Annotated in this window: 18 protein-coding genes; 16 read left to right on the top strand and 2 right to left on the bottom strand. The window is 54.2% G+C overall.

The annotated features are described in order from the left end of the window. Complete coding sequence (locus tag VK738_21600) at positions 1 to 3369, bottom strand: hypothetical protein (protein ID HTD25258.1); 3369 nt, start codon at positions 3367 to 3369, stop codon at positions 1 to 3. A gap of 136 nt (positions 3370 to 3505) precedes the next feature. Here VK738_21600 and VK738_21595 point away from each other — a divergent pair, with 136 nt between their 5' ends. From VK738_21595 to VK738_21520, 16 genes are all read left to right on the top strand, one after another. After that, positions 3506 to 3979: a PaaI family thioesterase gene (locus VK738_21595; GenBank protein HTD25257.1), complete on the top strand. Its 474-nt coding sequence runs from the start codon at positions 3506 to 3508 to the stop codon at positions 3977 to 3979. 123 nt (positions 3980 to 4102) lie between these two features. After that, positions 4103 to 5026, top strand: a complete 924-nt coding sequence (gene pdxS / locus VK738_21590; protein ID HTD25256.1) for a pyridoxal 5'-phosphate synthase lyase subunit PdxS — start codon at positions 4103 to 4105, stop codon at positions 5024 to 5026. 96 nt (positions 5027 to 5122) lie between these two features. Next, a complete protein-coding gene (gene pdxT, locus VK738_21585; GenBank protein HTD25255.1) occupies positions 5123 to 5683 on the top strand; it encodes a pyridoxal 5'-phosphate synthase glutaminase subunit PdxT in 561 nt (186 codons plus the stop codon). A gap of 32 nt (positions 5684 to 5715) precedes the next feature. After that, the gene (gene coxB / locus VK738_21580; GenBank protein ID HTD25254.1) at positions 5716 to 6543 is read left to right on the top strand and encodes a cytochrome c oxidase subunit II; all 828 of its coding nucleotides are present in this window, start codon (positions 5716 to 5718) and stop codon (positions 6541 to 6543) included. Further along, complete coding sequence (locus VK738_21575) at positions 6498 to 8255, top strand: cbb3-type cytochrome c oxidase subunit I (GenBank protein HTD25253.1); 1758 nt, start codon at positions 6498 to 6500, stop codon at positions 8253 to 8255. Before coxB ends, VK738_21575 begins: the two co-directional genes overlap by 46 nt. 24 nt (positions 8256 to 8279) lie before the next feature. Next, positions 8280 to 9053, top strand: coding sequence for a cytochrome c oxidase subunit 3 (locus VK738_21570; GenBank protein ID HTD25252.1), 774 nt, complete (start codon positions 8280 to 8282; stop codon positions 9051 to 9053). A gap of 188 nt (positions 9054 to 9241) precedes the next feature. Next, positions 9242 to 12199, top strand: a complete 2958-nt coding sequence (gene uvrA / locus VK738_21565) for an excinuclease ABC subunit UvrA (GenBank protein ID HTD25251.1) — start codon at positions 9242 to 9244, stop codon at positions 12197 to 12199. Continuing rightward, positions 12186 to 13574 (top strand): tetratricopeptide repeat protein, encoded by a 1389-nt coding sequence (locus VK738_21560; protein HTD25250.1) that lies wholly within the window; start codon positions 12186 to 12188, stop codon positions 13572 to 13574. Before uvrA ends, VK738_21560 begins: the two co-directional genes overlap by 14 nt. After that, positions 13571 to 14008, top strand: a complete 438-nt coding sequence (locus tag VK738_21555; GenBank protein HTD25249.1) for a hypothetical protein — start codon at positions 13571 to 13573, stop codon at positions 14006 to 14008. Before VK738_21560 ends, VK738_21555 begins: the two co-directional genes overlap by 4 nt. 18 nt (positions 14009 to 14026) lie before the next feature. Beyond that, positions 14027 to 14569 (top strand): hypothetical protein, encoded by a 543-nt coding sequence (locus VK738_21550; protein ID HTD25248.1) that lies wholly within the window; start codon positions 14027 to 14029, stop codon positions 14567 to 14569. Between the two features lie 46 nt (positions 14570 to 14615). Further along, a complete protein-coding gene (locus VK738_21545) occupies positions 14616 to 15437 on the top strand; it encodes a hypothetical protein (protein ID HTD25247.1) in 822 nt (273 codons plus the stop codon). 34 nt (positions 15438 to 15471) lie between these two features. Next, positions 15472 to 16158 carry a hypothetical protein gene (locus VK738_21540; protein ID HTD25246.1) on the top strand — a complete coding sequence of 229 codons (687 nt, stop codon included), beginning with the start codon at positions 15472 to 15474 and terminating at the stop codon, positions 16156 to 16158. 183 nt (positions 16159 to 16341) lie between these two features. Beyond that, entirely contained in the window at positions 16342 to 17598 is a 1257-nt protein-coding gene (locus VK738_21535; protein ID HTD25245.1) for a Fe-S-containing protein, read from the top strand. A gap of 2 nt (positions 17599 to 17600) precedes the next feature. Next, a complete protein-coding gene (locus tag VK738_21530) occupies positions 17601 to 18923 on the top strand; it encodes an ABC transporter permease (protein HTD25244.1) in 1323 nt (440 codons plus the stop codon). Beyond that, on the top strand, positions 18920 to 20023 hold the full coding sequence (locus VK738_21525) for an FtsX-like permease family protein (GenBank protein HTD25243.1): 1104 nt from the start codon (positions 18920 to 18922) through the stop codon (positions 20021 to 20023). Before VK738_21530 ends, VK738_21525 begins: the two co-directional genes overlap by 4 nt. 2 nt (positions 20024 to 20025) lie before the next feature. Further along, entirely contained in the window at positions 20026 to 21231 is a 1206-nt protein-coding gene (locus VK738_21520; protein ID HTD25242.1) for an ATP-binding cassette domain-containing protein, read from the top strand. A 589-nt stretch (positions 21232 to 21820) separates the two neighbouring features. On the opposite strand, the gene VK738_21515 is transcribed toward VK738_21520, so the two are convergent. Next, complete coding sequence (locus VK738_21515) at positions 21821 to 22117, bottom strand: hypothetical protein (protein ID HTD25241.1); 297 nt, start codon at positions 22115 to 22117, stop codon at positions 21821 to 21823. Positions 22118 to 22157 lie beyond the last annotated feature (40 nt).

Here is a 22157-nt window from a genome sequence, read left to right as displayed (position 1 = left end):
CTAAAACTTCGGTTCCTCCCATGTAGGAATGCGGCCGGGTGTCCAGGGGGCGCCCGCGGCTTCCATGTCTTTTTCCAAACTCACCAGATCCACTTCAATCAACCTGTGGAGTGTGACAAGCTGCTGGGAGAGTTCTTCGGAAGCAATCTTGAAGCTCTCCACATGTGTGTTGGTTGGGCGTGAGCTGGAGGTGCTCTCTTCATCCAGAATCGTGGATACGCGGTTCTGGATGGAGGTCGGAATGGGTTCATTGTGGGCCTGCAGCGCCTCATCGCCAACCAGAACACGCAATAGTTTGTTATTCGCTTCTTCAATCGCATCGGCACGAGGCGACAGCTCCGAAGCAGCCGTGGGGGTTTCAAGCAGGGCCCGCTTTATAGATTTGAGACGCGATTTGAGTTCGTTGGCTGATTCTACGGCCCCATTCACTGAACGATAGAGCGAAACAACGTTACGCTGGAACCTGGTGAGCGCAGCGCGGTCTTCGGCATTGGCCGGCCAGCCGTAAAGTGGAGTCACGTTGAATGAGAGCGGAGTTCCGACAGGCGTAATCGCTCCTCTGACCCGCGTTGCCATTGAAACCTTGTACGTACCCGGCATGACCAGAGGTGGTCTTGTATCCGGGCCGAAATCAGAATCTTCGTCGGACTTATCTTCCGAAGCAAGCGCCGGAGCGGAATAGCGCAGGTCCCAAGTTACACGCTGCATGCCGGCTCCGGTAGGTCCGGTAAGAATGCGAAGCGGCTTGCCGTTTTCGTCAGAGATCGTGAGCAATACAGCGGGAGCCTGCTCTTCGGCTTCAGCGCGCAGCTCATCGGGCGTAGGGTAAGCCACGGTCTTGCCTTTTTTGGCGGCCTCTTTTTCAGCGTCATGGCGCAGATCTTTTTTGGTTTTGAGTTTTTCTTTGAGGTAGTAAGTGATGGTTGCACCAAAGGGCGGATTAGCGCCGGTATAAAATGTCTCTCCCAGATGCGCCTTGCCCTTATCGCCGTAAGGTTTGCTCTCATGGTAAAGAGCTGCATTATGAACAGCGAGTAAAGCCGCAGGTGAGTTCAAGTCGTCGGTTTTAAGGTCTCGCAGCGGGCGAATGTCATCCAGAATATAGATGCTGCGGCCAAAGGTGCCCACAACCAGATCACTCTCACGCGCTTGAATTACCAGATCACGCACGGCAATGGTAGGGAAATCACCTTTGAGTTGCACCCATTTTTTGCCGCCGTCAATCGTGAAATACAGACCAAATTCCGTGCCGGCAAAAAGAAGGTTGGGATTCACTGGATCTTCTGCAAAGGCCAGCACCGGGCCGTTTTCAGGAAGGTTGCCGACCACTGAACTCCAGGTTTGGCCAGCGTCGGCGCTCTTTAAGAGGTAGGGTTTGAAGTCGGCATTCTTGTGGTTTTCAAAAGCGGCATAGACAGTACGAGCATCGTGGTTGGAAGCGGCAAGGCGGCTGACATAGGTCGAGTCGGGCACGCCGGGGAATTTATCAAGCTTGCGCCAATTGCTTCCACCATCTTCGGTTGCCTGGATGAGGCCGTCGTCGGTGCCGGCATAAATCAATCCTTCTTTTTTGGGGGATTCGCTCAGAACGACAATGTTTCCGTAGAACGATGTGGAGGCATTCTTGGCGACCGCGTCTGGTTCCCACACACGGCCCATCACCTGCAGTGAGTTGCGATCAAGCTGGCGTGTAAGGTCAGGACTGATAACCTGCCAAGTGTCTCCGCGATCGTCGCTGCGAAATATTTTGTTGGCAGCATAATAGAGACGCGTGTGCGAATGCGGGCTGATGATAAGAGGCGAATCCCAGTTCCAGCGATAGACCTCGCCGCCTTTTGGCTCCTGCACCGCAATGCCGGTATTTTCGCCGGTGCGCTTGTCGTAGCGGGTGAGTCCGCCCTCCTGATATTCCGAGTAGATAGTGTTGGGGTCTTCAGGATCAACCTGCGTGCGGAATCCGTCGCCGCCTTGCGTGATGAACCAATCGGCATTGGTTATGCCCGAGGCACTGGCGGTACGCGAAGGTCCACCAAGACTGTTGTTATCCTGCGTGCCGCCGTAGACGTTATAAAACGGCTGAGCGTTGTCTACAGCGACATCGTAAAACTGGCCGAGCGGCAAATTGCTTTTGTACTCCCAGGTAGCGGCGCGGTCGTAGCTCTCGTAAACACCGCCGTCGCAGCCGACAAGATAGTGGTCGGTGTTGCTGGGGTCAATCCAGATGACGTGGTTATCCACATGCTTTGATTTTGTAGGCAGTTTGGTAACAGTTTTGCCGCCGTCATCGGAAACCATAATGTTGAAGCCGGTCACGTAGACGCGATCAACATTCTTAGGGTCGGCAAATATCTGGCCGTAATACATGGCAGTCTGGTTGAAAGGATTACGCTTCTCCCAGGTCGCGCCGCGGTCTTTGGAGCGGAATACACCGCCGCTTTTGTTAGCGGCCTCGATGGTGGCGTAGACAACATTGTGATCTGCGGGTGAAATCGCCAGGCCGATGCGGCCGATCTCTTCGGAGGGCAGACCAGATTTCAGTTTGTTCCAGCTCTCTCCCCCATCGGTGGATTTATAAAGTGCCGATTCAGGCCCGCCATCAATCAGAGTCCAAACGTGGCGGCGGCGCTGATAGGCAGCCGCATACATTACATTGGGTTCAACGGGATCAATGGCAACATCAACTACGCCGGTGTTTTCACTGATGTTGAGGACACTTTTCCATGTCTTGCCGCTGTCGGTGGTTTTGTAAAGTCCGCGGTCGCCGCCGGGCCCCCATAGCGGACCTTCGGCTGCGACGAAGACGACGTTGCTGTCGCGAGGATCAATGGCAATGCGTCCGATGTGCTCGGATTTTTTTAGCCCCATGTTCTTCCAGCTTTTGCCACCGTCATCGGAGCGATAGACGCCATCGCCGTAGCCCACGCTGCGCTGGCTGTTACTCTCGCCCGTGCCTACCCACACGACATTTGAATCTTTGGGATCGAGCACGACCGTGCCGATGGAATAGCTGCCTTCACCGTCAAATACAGGAGTCCAGGTAATGCCATGGTTTTCAGTCTTCCACACGCCGCCGGAGGCAGTGGCGACGTAATAATGGGAGTGGTTTTCCGGATCAACGGCAAAGGCAAGCACACGGCCGGAGATCATGGCAGGGCCAATGAGGCGCAGCTTCAATCCGTCGAAGGTCCCCGACGACATAGGCTCAGGAGGGGTTTCCTTGTTTTCTTTTTCCGGCGCGGGCTGCTGTGCCGCTTTCTTCTGGGCAGGTTTAGACGCTGGCTTAGGATTAGAAGCTTTCTTGTCTTGAGCGAAGGTGGAAATGGAAGAGCAAATAACTATGCCGATGAGAAACGAACGAAACACGTTCACGCTGAACCTCCTGGAATTCATGCGAGCCATTAGGTATATCAGAATTAGCAGGGCTTTGCTGATGCTCGGACCTTTTGGGCATCGCTTATGCCAGGCCAAATCAGTGTCAATGCTAGAATCAACTTAACTTCTACTTATGGCCCGGAAAACGCGCGCCCCCGGACACGAGATCAAAAACCTGTCTATCCCGGTTAACCGCTGCTTTGCCTGCGGACCAGACAACCCGGAAGGCATGCACCTTGAATTTCATTTTGACGAGGCACACCGCCGTTCGTATTGCCGATTTCGCTTGCCCAAGAAATACCAGGGGCCGCCGGGACACTCTCACGGAGGGATTATTGCCACCATCCTGGACGAGGCTATGGGCAAGGTGAACAGGCTGCGCTCGGTGATTGCTCTGACAAAACAAATGGATGTGGAATATCTGAAGCCAGTCCCACTGCAAACGCCATTAATTGTGGAAGCTCGTGAGAGCAGCGTTCAGGGCAAAAAACACATTAATATTGCCGAAATCCGCAATCAGAAGGGCGAGGTACTGGCACGCGGACGGGCTGTGTTCATCGCGATTGATCCTCTCAAGATGTTTGCCAAACACATCAAGAAACTGTGAGTAGGGTTCAAGCCCAGTGGCAATGCACAGCTAAACTAGCCCTGTGTGTGTATTTAGACGTAAAATAACCTTAGTGCCACGCAACTTTTTGACTTTACCTGTGCGCAGGCACGAAGAGGAACTATGTCCAACAAAAATGGAAACCCAAACAACAGTCTGCGCCTGAAGACCGGGTTAGCCGAGATGCTCAAAGGCGGCGTCATCATGGACGTCACCACAGCCGAGCAGGCGTTGATCGCAGAAAAGGCCGGCGCAACAGCCGTCATGGCGCTCGAGCGCGTGCCGGCGCAGATCCGCGCCGAGGGTGGCGTGGCCCGCATGGCCTCGCCCAAGAAGATCCGCGAGATCATGGATGCGGTTTCCATTCCGGTGATGGCCAAATGCCGCATCGGTCACTTTGCAGAAGCCCAAATTTTGCAAGAGCTGGGCGTGGATTACATTGACGAATCCGAAGTCCTTACCCCCGCCGATGAAGCCAACCACGTAGACAAGCACGCCTTCAAAGTTCCTTTTGTCTGCGGAGCGCGGAATTTAGGCGAAGCGTTGCGGCGTATTGCCGAGGGTGCGGCCATGATCCGCACCAAGGGCGAAGCCGGCACCGGCGACGTGGTTCATGCAGTCAAGCACCTGCGGGCCATCAACCAAGAGATGCGCGTCCTGACCGTGCTGCGCGAAGACGAGTTGTACGCCAAGGCCAAAGAATATCAGGCACCGTACGAGATTATCCGCCTGGTGGCGAGCAGTGGTAAGCTTCCTGTCCCTAACTTCTCAGCCGGTGGCATTGCTACCCCGGCCGATGCCGCCCTGGTGCGCCAATTGGGCGCCGAAGCGGTGTTTGTAGGCTCGGGCATCTTCATGCAAGACTCCACGAATTTTGCTTCCCCGGAAGAGGCCGCGCGCCGGGCTCGCGCCATCGTACAAGCCACAACCCACTACGACGATCCTAAAGTATTACTTGAAGTCAGCCAGGAACTGATCGGAGCTATGAAAGGGTTAGCGGTGGCAGCGATCTCCGAAGAAAACATGATGCAAAAGCGCGGCTGGTAGACCTCAGATAACCACAAAGGACACAAAGGTACACAAAGGTTCTGCCATCACAGCACAACCGTTGTGGTCCATTGTGTCTTTGTGTTGAATTGAAGTATGACCATTGGTGTGCTTGCCATTCAGGGTGATTACGAAGCGCACGGCCGCGTGCTTGAGGGGCTGGGCGCCACGGTGAGTTACGTCCGCAAGCCGGAGCAGCTTGATTCTGTAGATGCGCTAGTGATTCCTGGCGGCGAGTCAACTACATTCCTGAAATTTTTGGAGCAAAAAGGGTTTTTTGAAAAGCTGGGGCAGTTCGTAAAAACCAAACCTGCCCTGGGCACTTGCGCCGGCGCTATCTTGCTGGCAAAAGAAGTCGAAGGCCCCAGCCAAGCCAGCCTGGGAGCGTTGGACATATGTATCCGGCGCAACGCTTATGGACGACAACTGGAGAGCTCGATACGCCAGGGGGAAACCAAACTTGGCGGCGGGCCGATGGAGATGGTTTTTATCCGCGCGCCAAAAATTGAGAAGGTGGGCAAAGAAGTCGAAGTGCTGGCTTCGGAAAATGGCGATCCTGTCCTGGTCCGTCAGGGGAAGATCATGGCGGCGACGTTTCATCCGGAACTTTCCGGCGATATCCGCGTTCACCAGGCATTTCTGCAACTGGTGAAATAATCAGATTCATTTAAACTTGATTCCGGGAAGCTATGGCAAAGGCTTTGTTGGTCGCGCTCTGGTTGATTGCATTGGTCTGCCTCTGCTTGTTCTGGTTTCATCCGTGGTGGTTGCCGGCGCTGGCTTCTGCGCAAGGCGCAGTTGTTGATCAGCAATTTAAATTCACTTTTATTTTTGTGGGATCCGCTTTTCTTCTAACGCAGGCTGCGCTTGGGTTCCTGGTATGGAAATACAGCGCCTCTCAGAATCAAATATCCAGCCGATCGTTCGTCGAAAATAAAAGGGCTGAATTTTTCTGGACGGCGCTTACTTCCCTGCTCTTTCTTGCCTTTGCATGGACAGGTGCCCGCAGTTGGTCGCAAAGCCATAGGCTACATACTGACGCTGATGCCAAGATGCCGGTTGATATTGAAGTTACAGGCATGCAGTTTGCGTGGTACTTCCGTTATCCGGGGCCGGACCGGACGTTTGGCCGCACACGACCAGAGTTGCAGGATGCTTCTTTGGGCTCGATTTCAACAGTGGGTTTGGATATGAGCGACCCGGCTTCACGAGACGACTTTGTGACCACAACGCTGGTGGTTCCCGCCAATCGCAACGTACGGCTCACGCTGCGGGCACAGGACGTGATTCATAGTTTTTTTGTACCTGAACTGCGCTTCAAACAAGATGCAGTACCCGGGATGGCAATTCCTGTCATCTTCACACCCAATCGCGAGGGGAGTTTTGAAATCGTCTGCGCCGCGTTGTGTGGTTTGGGACATTACCGTATGCGGGCCACGATGAAAGTTGTGAGCGAGACCGAGTTTGATAATTGGCTGGCGAAGCACGCGCCACAACCAACCGGGGTGCATCCGTGACGGAACTGCATGCAGCACATGGCAGCAGCGCATCGTCTATCGTCACTGAGAAGCCTGCGGGCTTTTTACGCCGCTATCTTTTCAGTTGTGATCACAAAACCATCGGCCTGCAATATTTCTTTCTAGCCCTGGCCGCTGCCCTTGTAGGAATTTTTCTTTCGCTGCTGATGCGCATTCATATTGTGTGGCCGACGGCAACTATCTTCGGGATCGGCAAGATTACTCCAGAATCTTATCTGGGACTCATGACCATGCATGGCACTTTCATGGTCTTCTTTGTCCTGACGCTGGCGCCGCAAAATGCCTTTGGAAATTATTTTCTACCGCTACAGATTGGCGCGAAGAGAATGGCGTTCCCCTGGTTGAACATGGCCGCGTTCTGGCTAGCTTTGGTTTCATTCCTGATCATGCTGGCTGCATTCTTTGTGCAGGGTGGCGCACCCATATCCGGCTGGACGCATTACGCTCCGCTCAGCGCCATCGCCAGCGCCGGGCCCGGTCAAGGATCGGGGTTAGACCTGTGGCTGGTAAGTATTGCGGTCTTCTGCGTTGCATCGGGAATCGCTGCGGTGAATTTCATCGTAACCACTATCAAGCTGCGCGCTCCGGGAATGACCTGGATGCGATTGCCGCTGCCCTGCTGGGCCTGGTTTGTAACTGCATTTCTCATACTCTCAGCCTTTTCGGTCCTTCTGGCAGCGGCGGTCATGCTCTTCATGGACCGCCATTATGGCACCAGCTTCTTTGAGCCGTCGGGGTTGATGATAGCGGGCCAGATGATTCAGCACCAGGGCGGGTCACCGCTGTTGTGGCAGCATCTCTTCTGGTTTTTCGGGCATCCCGAAGTTTACATTGCGATTCTTCCCGGAATGGGAGTGACCTCACATCTGCTATCTACTTTTGCGCGCAAGCCAGTCTTTGGATACCGCGCCATGGTTTATGCCACGATTGCGATTGGCGTCCTCGGCTTCGGGATTTGGGGGCACCACATGTTCACCAGTGGCATGAATCCGCATGCGGCTTTTGCGTTTTCTAATCTCACACTGGCGATCGGGGTTCCTTCCGCTGTCAAGATGTTTAACTGGCTGGGAACGCTGTGGGGCGGACGCTTGCGCTTCACCACACCCATGCTTTTTTCCATCGGCTTTGTGTCGTTATTTATTACCGGGGGGCTGACCGGGCCGATCCTGGCGCAGCCGGTGCTGGATTCTTATCTCCATGACACTTATTTTGTTGTGGCGCATTTTCACCTCATCATGGGTATGGCGGCAGTGTTTGCTATCTTTGCGGCGACATACTTCTGGTTTCCGAGGATCTTTAACCGCATGATGTCAGAAAAATTGGGACGCACTCATTTCTGGTTGAGCTTTTTTGGGGCCTATGCGACTTTTGTGCCTATGCATTTACTGGGGATGGCCGGACATCCGCGGCGCTATTCGCAGCTAACCGAGGTAAACTATGTTTATAAGCTGGCGCCGCTGCAGATGTTTATCAGCATAGCGGCGTTTGTAACCATGAGTGCGCAAGTTTTGTTTCTCGTGAATTTGTTTTGGAGCATCTTCCGGGGGAAAGCAAGCACTCAAAATCCCTGGGAGGCCACAACGCTGGAGTGGGAACCGTTGCAAGAAGGCAATCCAGTGCAGCACGGGGCTTACGAATTCGGCGGAGACTATAACGGAAAAGACTTTCAGCCGCAATCCGGGTTGTTATAACAGACGTAGTAAAAGCAGTAGCGCATGAGATGGGGAGACAAACCTAAGGGAACGGAGCTGCCCGATTCGGCACGCGAAGAGCGTGAACCTCGTTTGAGCGGGGGCGGCACGAACGACCGCTTCCCTTCCGACGATCACGGCGGAGACGACTCCGGCCATAACGAAGATGGGCGGCTGAGTTACCGCGATCGCTTGATGCGATGGCGCCTGGGGCTCGGCCTCAGCATGATCTCGATCCTGATGCTGTTCATAGCCCTGAGCAGCGCCTATATGATCCGCCAGCATACAGTGATTCAGAGTGGAAACGGGCACGGCGTAATTTATTGGCAAAAACTTCACCTGCCAACACTGCTCATCTTCAACACCATCCTGCTTCTCATCAGCAGCGTCACACTGGAAATCGCGCGGCGTCAACTGTTGCGGCGTGGATTACTGGCGCCCCTGGCCGATATTCCGGGAATCCAGCAGGAAAACTCGCGTTCCTTGCCCTGGCTTGCAATCACAGTCATTTTGGCCATTGGATTTCTCGTTGGACAGGCGACTGCCTGGAACATGCTCCAGCAGGAAGGGATGTTTGTGGTGGGCAACACCAGTGGCTCTTTCTTTTATGTGCTCGCCGGCACCCACGCTATTCACCTGAGCATCGGCATATTGGTGCTACTTTATGCGCTCTCGAGTGAAGTGTTCTCCTGGAAGCTTGAGACCCGCTGCCTGGTGGTAGATGTTACTTCCTGGTATTGGCATTTCATGGCAGTTTTGTGGATATACGTCTACGCGATCATGCACTTTTCACGTTAGTTTTGTTTAACCACAAAGAGCACGAAGGTAAACACAAAGAGCACGAAGGAAAGAATTGGTTTCGCAGAACCTGGTTTTCTCCGAAGCCACGCTTCGCCCCGTCAAAGCAATTTCTTTTATAATAGAAAGATTATCCAGCATCTTTGGACCTGCTGAGGAGTTATCCAGCGGAGTTGGGCCCTATTTTCATGGCAACAGAAAGCATTATTGTGCGCGGCGCGCGCGTGCACAACCTGAAAAACATTGACTTTGAAATTCCCCACAACACCTTGACGGTGGTGACCGGAGTTTCCGGTTCGGGCAAATCTTCGCTCGCCTTCGATACGATTTACGCTGAAGGACAGCGCCGCTACGTGGAATCGCTCTCTGCTTATGCCCGGCAATTTCTGGAGAGAATCGAAAAACCGGATGTTGACGTAATCGAGGGCATCGCGCCGGCAATCGCCATCCGGCAGAAGAACAGCACGCGCAATCCGCGCTCGACCGTAGCCACGGCAACGGAGATTTATGATTACCTGCGGCTTCTCTTTGCCCGTATCGGTAAAACGTATTGTCTCCAATGCGAGTCTCCGGTCAAAAAAGACACGATTGATGAGATGGCCCAGGCAGTGCTTGCCTTGAGTGAAGGCACTCGCTTGAACGTTTTGTTTCCGATTGTCGGCACACGGCCGCAAAGTGAACAGAGTAAGCCCAAGAAATCAAAGAGCAAAGAGACGAAACGTTCTGCACCGGCCAAGCCGGAGGAGAGTTTAAACGAGCGGCTTTTTGACCTGCGCAAGCGGGGCTTTAACCGTCTTTTCCAAAATGGGACAATTTTCGAATTTTCCACGCCGGAATCGTTGCTGGAGGTTGATTTTTCTCAGTCTGTGTTTGCGTTGGTGGACCGCATCGTGGTCGCTCCTGATGCACGCGCCCGCATTGTAGATGCAGTGGAGACCTGCTATCGCGAGTCGGGCGAGGTGTTGCTGGAAACCGCTCCGCGCGAAGACGAACCCATCCAGCGCTGGAAATTTTCACAGCGCTTTGAGTGCAAGAATTGCGGCATCCGCTACGAAGAGCCGGAGCCCCGGCTGTTTTCTTTCAACAACCCTTTTGGAGCGTGTCCGCGCTGCCAGGGATTCGGCAACACGATTGATTTTGACTTGAACCTGGTGATTCCCGATCCGCAAAAAACGCTGGCGGAGGGCGCCATTGATCCCTGGAACAAACCTAAATACCGCGCCTTTTTTGCGGACATGAAGAAATTCGCCCGACAGCATGACATCTCTATGGACGTACCCTGGGGCGATCTTTCCCGTGAAGACCAGGAAAAGATCCTGAGCGGCGAACGAGGAAGTTTCATGGGGGTACGCGGTTTCTTTGCCCACCTGGAGCGCAAGAAATACAAGCTGCACGTACGGGTGTTTCTCAGTCGTTATCGCGGATATGCGCTTTGCACCGACTGCCGGGGCGCGCGCCTGCGCAATGAGGCGCGTCACGTAAAAATTGCCGGCAAAAACATTTGCGATGTCGTCGGCTTTACTGTGGAAGAAGCCGCTATTTTTTTTAAAGAGCTGCAACTGAGCGATTATGAGCAGGAAATTGCCGGCCAAATCCTGGATGAAATTCGCGACCGTCTAAAGTTTTTGAATGATGTGGGATTGGAATACCTCACGCTCGACCGGCTGGCTTCCACGCTCTCTGGCGGCGAAGCGCAACGCATTCAACTGGCAACATCGCTGGGATCGCGCCTGGTGGGAGCGCTCTACGTATTAGACGAGCCTTCGATAGGCCTGCACAGCCGCGACACCACACGATTGATCAAGATCTTGCTCGATCTGCGCGATCTGGGCAACACCATTCTGGTGGTCGAGCACGATGCGGAGATCATGCGCGCCTCGGACCGCATTCTTGATCTTGGTCCGGGTGCGGGAGAGCACGGCGGTGCGGTGATTGCCAGCGGAACGTTCAACGAAATCATCAAGGCCACAGCATCCCTTACAGGCCGCTATTTATCGAGCGAGCTTCGCATTCAGTTGCCGGCCATACGGCGCAAGCCGGGTGCAGAACAACTCAAGATTACCGGCGCGCGCGCACACAATCTGAAAGATCTGACTGTCAATATCCCATTGCGTATGCTGGTGGCAATTACCGGCGTCTCCGGGTCAGGCAAGTCAACTTTGGTTCATGATGTCCTGTACAACGCTCTGGCCGCGGCCAAGCGCCAGAACGATTTTGCGCCGCCTATTGACCTGGGCCAGAAGCTGCAAAAGCTGGAAGGCTCGCAATATGTTGATGAAGTGATTCTAGTAGATCAGTCGCCCATTGGACGTACACCGCGCTCGAATCCGGTCACCTACATCAAGGTATTTGACGCGATCCGCGACCTTTATGCGAGCCAACCGGAAGCCGTGAAAAAAGGTTTTTCCGCTGGACACTTCTCTTTCAATATTCCGGGCGGCAGGTGTGAGGTTTGCCAGGGCGATGGCACGGTCACGGTAGAGATGCAGTTCCTGGCCGACGTCGAATTGGTTTGCGAGGAGTGCCACGGCACACGCTTCAAACCGGAGGTGCTGGAGGTCCGTTATCGTGGCAAGAATGTTTATGAGGCTCTCAACCTCACGGTGAAAGAGGCCATGCAGTTCTTTGCTGCCGCTCCTAAAATCACCGAGAAGCTGCGTGTTCTGGATGAAGTTGGCCTTGGATATCTTCGTCTGGGGCAATCGGCTACAACGCTCTCCGGCGGCGAGGCGCAGCGCATGAAGCTGGCTGCTCATCTGCAACCTAAATCCATACGCGGCGAAAACGGAAATGGAAATGGGCCTGACGGACGTCCGACGGGAAAGAAGCGCTTGCCGCGTATTCTCTATATCTTTGATGAGCCCACGACTGGACTCCACTTTGATGATGTCAGCAAGCTGCTTTCAGCATTCCGAAAACTTATTGAAAGTGGTGGCTCTATCGTGGTCATTGAGCATAATCTGGATGTGATTCGCGCAGCCGACTGGGTAATTGACTTAGGGCCGGAAGGCGGGGGCCGCGGGGGCAAAGTCATTGTCACCGGCACGCCAGAGACAGTGGCAAAAACTGCAGGCTCGTACACCGGAAAATGGCTGGCGCGCATCTTAAAGAGTAACGGGAACTCTCGTTCCAATGGACGCAAATAGCAGGCTTCTGGCGTTAGCGCAGAGCAGGAGACGGCTCTGCCACGCAAGCATAGGTGCGCTTGCGCTGGTGGCTGCGCTCACCGCGACGGCATGGGCTCAGGGCCGCAGCGTTGGCGGGCAATCGAAGCCGACGGTCCGGCATCATCGAGCGGCGGAGACGACGGCAGACACGATTCCTCCGGATGTCATCGAGGCAGAAAAAGCCCTGGACAAAAAAGACTACGCTCAAGCGGAAAAACTTCTTTCTTCCGCATCAACCACCAACCCCAATCATTACCGCGTGTGGTTTGACCTGGGAGTGCTCTATTCGCTGACTGATCGCAAGCCTCAGGCCATAGACGCATATAAAAAGTGCGTTGAGATCAAGCCAGATGTGTTCGAATCGAACCTGAACCTGGGATTGTTGCTTGCTTCAAGCGGAAACACAGGTGACGCCGCCAAATACCTGCGCGCGGCCACCGCGCTCAAACCGTCGCAGGTGGATTCCGCATCTGAAGCCCGGTTTACCGCATGGGATGCCCTCGGCCATGTTCTTGCCAAGGATTCGCCTGACGATGCCCTGACCGCGTATCAAAGGGCCGAAGAACTTCATCCTAAGGATTTTGATCTGCATCTGGCGATGGCGCGGCTGGCAGAGCGCAAAAATAATTTTGAGGTGGCAGAAAAAGAGTACAAGCAAGCACTTGCGTTGAATCCGCAATCATCGGAAACACTTGCTGAGTTGACGGACGTTTATATCGCCGGCAAGCGCCTGCCCGAAGCTGAGCAGAGCTTGCGTGACTATCTGAAGCTCAATCCGCAAAGCGCCACGGCGCACGTGCAGTTGGGACGCATCCTGGCCAATAGCGGACGGAATCAGGAGGCGCTGGTGGAGTTTGAAGCTGCACAAGCAATTTCTCCACAGAACCGGCAGGCACAGCGCGAAATTGCTGACCTGGCGCTGCAGGCAAAGGAATATGATGAGGCCGAGCGTTTGTACCGGAACTTAATCAAAGATGATGACAAGAACCCTGACCTTCACAATTCGCTGGCCAATATCTTGATGAATCAGAGAAAATTTCCTGAGGCACAGCAGGAATTCATTGCCAGCCTGAATCTTGATCCTTCAAGAGGCGCGGCCTATGACGGGCTGGCAACGGTTGCGGCAGAGAACCAAAACTATCCGCTGGTATTGAAGGTGCTGGAAGCCCGGGCAAAACTTCTTCCAGAGACTCCGGGAACCTATTTTTTGCGGGCCAGTTCCTACGATCATTTACACGACGTTAAGCAGGCGGCCGCAAATTATCATTTATTTCTATCCGTAGCTAATGGAAAATATCCTAATCAGGAGTGGCAGGCAAAACATAGGCTGATTGCGATTGAGCCGCAAAAATGATGCGCAAGGCCCTGGCCATTACGTTACTTCTTTCATCCACTGTGCTCTATGCATGGGCAGGATGGGACGATGAGCCCATTGAAAAACTGATCGCCCGCGCCGAAACCCGGAGCGACAGCCAGGCAGAACATTGCGCTGATGTTGCCCGCCGCGAAGTTGAGATCGCCAACCAGTATTACACCTCCGGCGACGTGGAGAAGGCCGAGGATGCGGTCAAGCTGACGGTCACCTACAGCCAAAAAGCGCTTGATGCCGGCAAACGTACCCGCAAGAAATTAAAAGAAACCGACCTCACTCTGCGCAAGACCTCGCGCCGATTGAGCGATGTAGAACAAACACTCGCGTTCGAAGATAAACCCCTGGTGAAAGATGCGGTCGAAAAGATCGAGCATGTCCGCAGTCAGTTGCTTACTTTGATGTTCGCTCAAAAATAAAAGTTTGGAGGGAAAGTCATGCCCAGGCCCCTTTCGGTCACACTCTGTGTTCTTATGCTGGCAATTTCTCTCGTTGCCTCCGCGCCTGGAGGCAGACGAGATCCGCTCACCGAGGCTGAAACCGACCAACTGCGCGAGCAGGCCCAGGAACCCGTTGCCCGCCTGCGGCTGTACATCAAATTTGCGGGCATTCGGATGGTGGCCCTCGAAGAGGTGCCTGCCAATGCCAAGGCGGACCTCAAGCGTGGACAAAAGATCCACGATCTGCTCGAAGATTTTGCCAACCTCATTGATGAGATTGACGACAATATTGACAACTATAGCGAGCACGGCTCCGACATGCGGAAACCTTTAAAAGAGCTCATTGACGCCGAATCAGACTGGGCCCTGCGTTTGCGCACCATGAAAGACGCTATCGCCAAGGACCCACAGGCGGCCAAGGAGGCGCGCGATTACTCCTTCGCCCTGGATTCTGCCATTGATTCGGTGAATGACAGCGCTGATAGTACCCGCAAAATCCTGGAAGAACAAAACGCGTCTTTGAAAACGAAAAAGAAATAAGAAACGAAAAGAAGCAGGCTTCGTTGCAAACGGAAGAGAAAATAAATTGGTGGGCGTGAAAGCAGTGCTGGCCAAGCATGGGTGTGGCGTACTTGCGTTTATCTTCATGCTATTGCCGAGTACGTCGAAGCCACAAGAGAACAAGGGCGAGCCGCCGAAAACAATCCATGTCTTTGTGGCATTGGCCGATAACCAAAGCCAAGGTATCGTTCCGGTTCCAGCAAAGCTAGGAAATGGCGAGGACCCAAACAATAACCTCTACTGGGGATCGGCTTACGGAGTGAAGACCTTCTTCACAAGAAGTAGTGATTGGCAATTACTCGCGACTCGGCAAGGACCCAAAGCAGAGGTGCTGGAACGATGCATCTTCAAGTACCGCAGCAAAAATGTCTATCTTGTTGCCGACGCCTATCATGGTAATCAGATCAAGCAAGCAGTCATTGATTTCCTGCAGGCAGCATCTGGAGCGAATCCCGAAACGATCACTCTAAAGACCAGTTCTCAGACTTTAACCTTCGAAGGTGGCGGGAATGCCAACCTGGTGGCATACGTGGGGCATGATGGGTTGATGGACTTCCAGCTATCTTCCCTTCCACAAAAAAGAAATGGTAGCTGGCGGGAAACAATAATCCTGGCTTGCTACAGTAAGGCTTTCTTTGGGCAGTCGCTGTACGCCACTGGTGCATATCCTTTGCTGTGGACAAATGGCCTGATGGCACCGGAAGCTTACACTTTGAAAAGCGCCATTGATGGCTGGATTCTCAGGGAGAGCAACCAGCAAATCCGGGAGCGAGCCGCCGAGGCTTATCACAAATATCAGAGCTGTTCTCTGAGTGCGGCACGAAAGCTGCTGACCACAGGCTGGTGATGTCTTTTAAGTTTCTCGTGATACTGTAAAAACAGTGAACCCTAATCTCATACCAATCTTTCAGGAAAGCTACCGCGAACTGCGTCCGCGGGCGCCGATGCCGGAGTTTCAGGTCCAGTTTCGTGCCTTTGCCAATGTCAATAATACGATTCGGCTACGCGAAGGACGCATCCTGGCGCGGCTCTCTGATCTGCTGGAAGGCGCTCCGGACTCTGTGCTGTATGCTATCGCCCACATACTGCTGGCCAAGCTTTACCTCAAACCCATCGAGAGCAGCCATGCCATCCGCTATCGCAAATATGTCGGCAGTCATGAAATAGCGTCTAAGGCGCACCTGATCCGCCAGATGCGCGGTCGCAAGCGAATTTCTTCTGCCAATGGACACCGCTTTAACCTGGAAGAAATTTTCGATGAACTCAATACCCGCCACTTTCACGGGCTGATGGGAAAGCCGCGGCTTACATGGAGTTCGAACGCCTCGCGCAGCAGTCTTGGACATTACGACCCGGCGCATAACACGATTGTGGTGAGCAGGATTTTTGACCGCGAGGCCGTGCCCCGTTTTGCCGTGGAGTATTTGCTGTTTCATGAGATGCTGCATTTGAAGTATCCGGTTAAACTGCGAGGGAGCAAACGCTGCGTGCATCCCCCGGAGTTTCAGGCGGAGGAAAAGTCATTTCCCCATTATGAGCAGGCCAAGAAATTCTTGCAGAAGCTTTAGCAAAACCGCGCGTTTTAATGCCTGCAGTCATTCTCAACAAGGTTCCGGGCCCGGCTTTTATTTGACGCACTGTTCCAGGGAACTTTAGAATCGTAGTCATACGTAAAATGCAGACTGTATTTCACACTTCGATGCTTGTTTCTCCAGTTGCAAACGATTTGCAAGTAGGATTGACCCAATAATATGCTGCAAGCACTTGTTATTACATTACGAGAGGGCGTGGAAGCTGCCCTAATTGTAGGAATTACCCTCGCCTATCTGGCCAAGATTGGCCGGGAAGAGTTGCGCCGGGTTGTTTACATCGCGCTCATAGCGGCTTTTGTGGCCAGCGTCGGCGTGGCGGTGGTGATCTCCCGTATCCAACTGAATCAGGACATTTTCGAGGGCTGGGTCATGCTTGTGGCGGCAGCGTTAACCATCAGCATGATCATCTTCATGATGCGCACGGCCCGCCGCTTAAAGGGTGAAATCGAAAGTAAAGTGAGCCAATTGGCCAGTAACAGCTCGCGCCTTGGCCTGTTTGCTTTTGTTTTTCTCATGGTCTTGCGCGAGGGCGTGGAAACGGTGCTGATCCTGGCTGGAGTTTCCTTCAATTCGACCGAATTGATGAACTTTGTTGGGACCCTCGCTGGCGTGATGCTGGCAATTTTGTTCGGCGTCATGTTTGTAAAAGGTTCAGTACGGATTAACCTGCAGAAATTCTTCCGCGTCACTTCGGTGATTCTATTTTTCGTGTCGGCACAGCTTATCATCTCCGGTCTGCATGAGCTCTCAGAAAACGGCGTATTGCCCTCCAGTAAGCGCGAGATGGCGCTGATTGGCCCTATCGTACGCAATGATCTTTTCTTTTTTATTACGATCCTGGCGCTGGCTGCGCTGATGGTTTTGATGGAGTGGCGTCGTCGTGCACCTTCTGGATCTCCCGCTTCAGGTACAACTGGAGCGGAGCAGCGCAAAGCAGTATGGACAGCACGGCGTGAGCGCTTCTGGATGGTCTCGGTTTATGTGACGACATTTGTTTTTATCGTTCTCATTACCGCCCAATTTATTTATGCCCAGAGCACCACAGGCCTCTCGCCGGCAACTCCGGTGCAATTGGTCAATGGCCAGGTGAGTGTTCCGCTCTCCCAGGTTTCCGATGGAGACCTGCATCGTTATTCCATTACTATCAACGGAACCGAGATGCGCTTCTTCCTTTATCAAAAACCTGATGGAAGTGTCGCTACCGTTCTTGACGCTTGTACGATTTGCGGCCCGGTAGGGTTTTACAAAACCAGTACGGGATTGGTATGCAAGAACTGTGCTGCGCCGGTGAATCCGCAGTCAGTGGGACAGCCCGGTGGATGCAATCCTATACCTTTGAAAGCAACCAAGACGGCCGATTCCATTGTCATCACGCAGCCCGACCTGGCCGCCGGGGTGGAATACTTCCAACACTGATCATGTTTTTCCGACTCGTCTATCAATCGTTCTACCGCCAGCGGCGAAACAAGCTCCTGGCTGCAACGGCCATTGTGTTCGGCGTGGCCGTGGCCACGGCCATGATCGCCGTGGCGACCGATATAGGCGACAAGATGAATCGTGAGTTGCGAGTGTACGGCCCCAATCTTGTAGCTTATCCGCAGGAAGACACGCTTGATGTGGAAATTGGCGGAGTCAATTTGAAGCCCATCACCTCCGGCGCATTCCTTAAGGAATCAGACTTGCCGAAGCTCAAGGGCATTTTTTGGGGACACAACATCACTGGATTTGCGCCTTTTCTTTCGTTGGACGTGAACGCTGCTTTAAACAATACGGCGAACCACGCAGGATCGGATGCAAACGCAAATAGTCCAACTGAAATCCCCGTAGAGTTGATTGGCACCTATTTCGCGAAGACGATTCATTACGGTAAAGAAGATTTTGTTACGGGCGTACGTAGCACGTATCCGTGGTGGAAGGTACAAGGCGAGTGGCCTCAGGATGAACTTTCGGCAAAACAACCGATTGAGGTGCTGGCCGGAATCCAATTTGCAGATCAGCATCACCTGAAACCAGGCGACGTCTTGCGGGTAGGCGACCGTGAGTTGAAGATCACTGGAATTCTGAGCACCGGCAGCGCCGAAGAAAAAGCTGTAATGGCTCCTCTGGTGCTGGTGCAGCAAATCGCGGGCAGACCGGATGCTGTTCGCAGGCTCTACGTAAGCGCTCTGACCAAACCCGAGGACGCCTTTGCACGACGCAATCCCAGCACGATGTCTCGGGAGATGCGTGACCGCTGGTATTGCTCACCTTACGCCAACTCCATCGCACTCCAGATTAGTGAAGCTCTGCCCTATGCCCATGCAGAGCAGATACGACAAGTCGCGCAGAATGAAGGCTCGGTGCTTTCGCGGATCAAAGGACTAATGTGGCTGGTAACGCTCGCTGCTCTTCTGGCAGCGGTGTTGGCTGTTTCTGCCGCCGTGATGAACACTCTGATGGTCCGCCGGCGCGAAATCGGACTCATGAAGGCCCTGGGCGCAACCCGCTCTTCGGTGGCGGCGTTGTTCTTTGCTGAGGGGGCGATGCTGGCTGTTGTAGCGGGCGGTTTAGGCTTTGCTTTGGGAATTCTATTAGCGCAGCGAATCTCGCTAAGCGTTTTTGGGAGCAGCATCCACGTTGAAGTTGCTCTGCTGCCGATCGTGCTGCTGATTTCATTCTTCATTCTGCTATCCGGAAGCGCTCTGGCATTACGGCGCGCGGTCCGTCTGGATCCAACGGTTGTTCTGCGAGGCGACCTATGAGGCGCCTGCGGATGCTGTTGCGAATCATGTTTCGCTCGGCAACGGTACGCCGAGGACGCGCTATTCTTACTCTCGTTGCCATTGCGGTGGCTGCCGCCGTGAGCACTGCGCTGCTCAACCTTTATGTTGATATGCAGGCCAAGCTGCACCGTGAATTTCGAAGCTACGGCCCCAATGTGGTCCTTTCGGCGAAAGAGGGCTCTTCCCTGCCGGCAGATGCGCTTGCCGTAGTTGATCGCGAGATTGCCAATCGGGGCACGGCTGTTCCGGTTACCTATGCAACTGCACGCACGCCTGATGGCTCATCGGTAGTGGTGGCAGCGGTTGACATGGAGCGCGCCCGCAAACTGAATACATGGTGGTCGGTGACGGCATGGCCCTCGGAGCCGAATTCAATACTGATAGGGGCGCGTGCATTGGAGGCACTCTCGCCTGAGGGCAAGCCCTTCGATCTCATTTTTGATGGACGCACGATGCACGTTTCCATTGCCGGCACGCTGCGTACCGGCGGCGCCGAAGACAGCCGTGTGTATCTTTCACAAAACGACTTCAGTGCCTGGACAGGATTGCAACCCTCGGTCATTGAGATCGGTGTAGTGGGAGGCGAGCAAGAGATCACGGAATTCATCAACAGGTTGGCAGCGCAGATGCCTTCGGCCCAGGTCCAGCCGGTGCGCCAGATCGTAGAAGGTGAGGCCCGGGTTTTTAATAAGACCCGCGCGGCCCTTCTGGCGTCGGTTGCGCTTATTATTCTGACTTCATTTCTGTGTGTGCTGGCGACGCTGACTTCTTCCGTGCTCGACCGGCGAAAAGATTTCGCCGTGATGAAGGCCCTGGGAGCGACGCAGCGCACGGCCAATCTGCTTTTTGCCGGGGAATCTGCCTTTATGGGCGCCGGCGGAGCTCTGCTGGGATATTTTGCCGGTATTGGAGTGGCTGCGCTGATTGGAAGAATCAATTTTCAGGCCGGCATCGAGCCACGCTGGAGCGTTTTTCCAGCAATACTGCTGGGCAGCGTCGTATTGACGCTGGTCACGGCCATCGTACCGATTACAATGCTGAATCGCATTCAACCGGCGGTGATTTTGAAAGGCGAGTAAGAATGGCAATCAGGATTGATAACGTCAGCAAACTCTATCCGGCGAAGGCCGAGGGCGGAGGCGTGCTCCGCGCTTTGGACGGGGTCTCACTGCAGGTGAGCACCGGAGAGTGGCTGGCGGTGATGGGGCCCTCAGGTTCGGGGAAATCAACCCTGGTCAACATTATTGGATGCCTCGACCGGCCCACATCGGGAGAAATTCTGATCGGCGGAGAAAACCTGGCGCAATATTCAACGGCACAGCTCGACCGCTTTCGTGCCGAGAAGATCGGGTTTATCTTTCAGCAGTTTCACCTGATCCCCTACCTCACGGCTTTGGAAAACGTGATGCTCGCGCAATACTTCCACAGCATGACCGATGAAGGTGAGGCCCTGGCCGCCCTGGAAAGAGTTGGATTGCGCGGACGGGCGCAGCATCTGCCGGCGCATCTCTCGGGCGGGGAGCAGCAGCGGGTCTGCATTGCGCGCGCTCTCATCAACGATCCGCAGATTATTCTGGCCGACGAACCTACCGGGAATCTGGATGCGCAAAACGAAGAAATCGTCCTGCACCTGTTGCGGCGATTCCATAATCAAGGCCGAACCATCGTGATGGTGACGCACGACCCGGCGGTAGCGCGGCTGGCAGACCGCAAAGTAGAGCTGCACCACGGCCGCATCGCCGAACAGGAGACCTTCAAATTTTCCGATGAAGAGCAGTTCGACGAGGTGCTGGAAGAGATTTGGACGCTCAAGGAAAACGGGGTGCCTGCCGAGGTTGGGCGCATGCACGTCTCCGGTCCGCTGCCGGTAACCATCGCTGTCGAAAAGATGAAAGAGATGGGGTTACTGCTGGTGCTGAACGGCGCACAATCTGAAAATGGCCACAAAGAAGTACTGAACCGCTGTCACGAGATGATTTATTCGGAGAGCGCAAAGATCAGCGAAGAGCAGAACCTGATGGTGGATTTCACTCCGCGCGGCGAGCAGCGAGCGGCAAACATTATCCGCCGGCACCGGCTGGCCGAGCGGCTGTTCATGGAAACCTTGCACATCGAGAACGAGGCTGAAGTCGAGCAGCAGGCATGCAAATTCGAGCACATTCTTTCTTTTGAAGCCACGGACAAGATCTGCACCTTTTTAGGGCACCCTAAGACTTGCCCGCATGGGAGCCCTATTCCTCCGGGCTGCTGCTGCACCCAGGCCAGAGTGGCAAACCTGCAGAAATAGCCTATTACGCCCCCACCCCACTTGCTAGCAGGTCATTTGAAGCCCCCAAATCACGTCTGACCCGCGTCATTGCTGGCGAAAATCGATCCGGAGAGGGGGACTTGCTGCTAGTCTGCCGGAATGTGGGTGATCCCTCGATGGGCCAACTGGGACGATCCAAGGCACTCACAGCAAGGCGGGGCCGGTCAGCTCCGCACGGCCAGATAGCACCTCCCCGCCCCACTTGCTAGCAGGTGATTTGAGGCCCCCAAATCGCGCCTGACCCTCGTCATTGCTGGCGAAAAGCGATCCGGGGAGGAGGACTTGCTGAGGTAGTACTTAGTACTCGGTCCCAGACAAGAAATTTTCAAAGAGCTAAAGAGGCTATGAAACCCCGGCATTCTTGAATGCCGTCTTCGTTCTTTTGCGGTTGTTTTTGACTGGCAACTGCTTCTCAATGATGGCCTGCGGTTTCCAGGAAGTCAACGATTTGATACCAGGATGATACCGACGTTGAGCTAAAACAAAAGCTTACCGCAGATTTCACGGATTGCGCGGATTTATGAAAAGTGGTTAGACCTGGCAGAGAACGGTTTCTAGTTGTGAATTCTCATCTCCGATGGCCGGTGCTGCACTCGTGGGCGTCCTTCTTCAACAGGGTGCGCAGGATCGGGTTCTCAAGATGCCGCAGCACGTCGTTAGGCGCGAGAGAACTTTGAGTGTTGAGGCGTGGCCGACTTTGCAGCAACTCTTCCACGCGCTGCATTTCTTCCTCCGTGCTCATCTTCCGAATGGCAGTCCACGCGCGCCGCGTCGCTGGATCGGCGGTTTCCCAGGCTTGCGTGTAGGCCATCGCCAGCTCCTCAGCGATGGTCTTGCATTCGCGGCAAGGTTCTGAACTCTCCATGACACTGCCATTCTAGCTCCTTCCTCGCCCATAAGACGAG

It is taken from the genome of Terriglobales bacterium (assembly GCA_035487355.1).
GTDB lineage: Bacteria > Acidobacteriota > Terriglobia > Terriglobales > Acidobacteriaceae > QIAW01.
The sequence above is the reverse complement of the archived record's forward strand: the minus strand, read 5'-3'. Positions and strand labels throughout refer to the sequence as shown.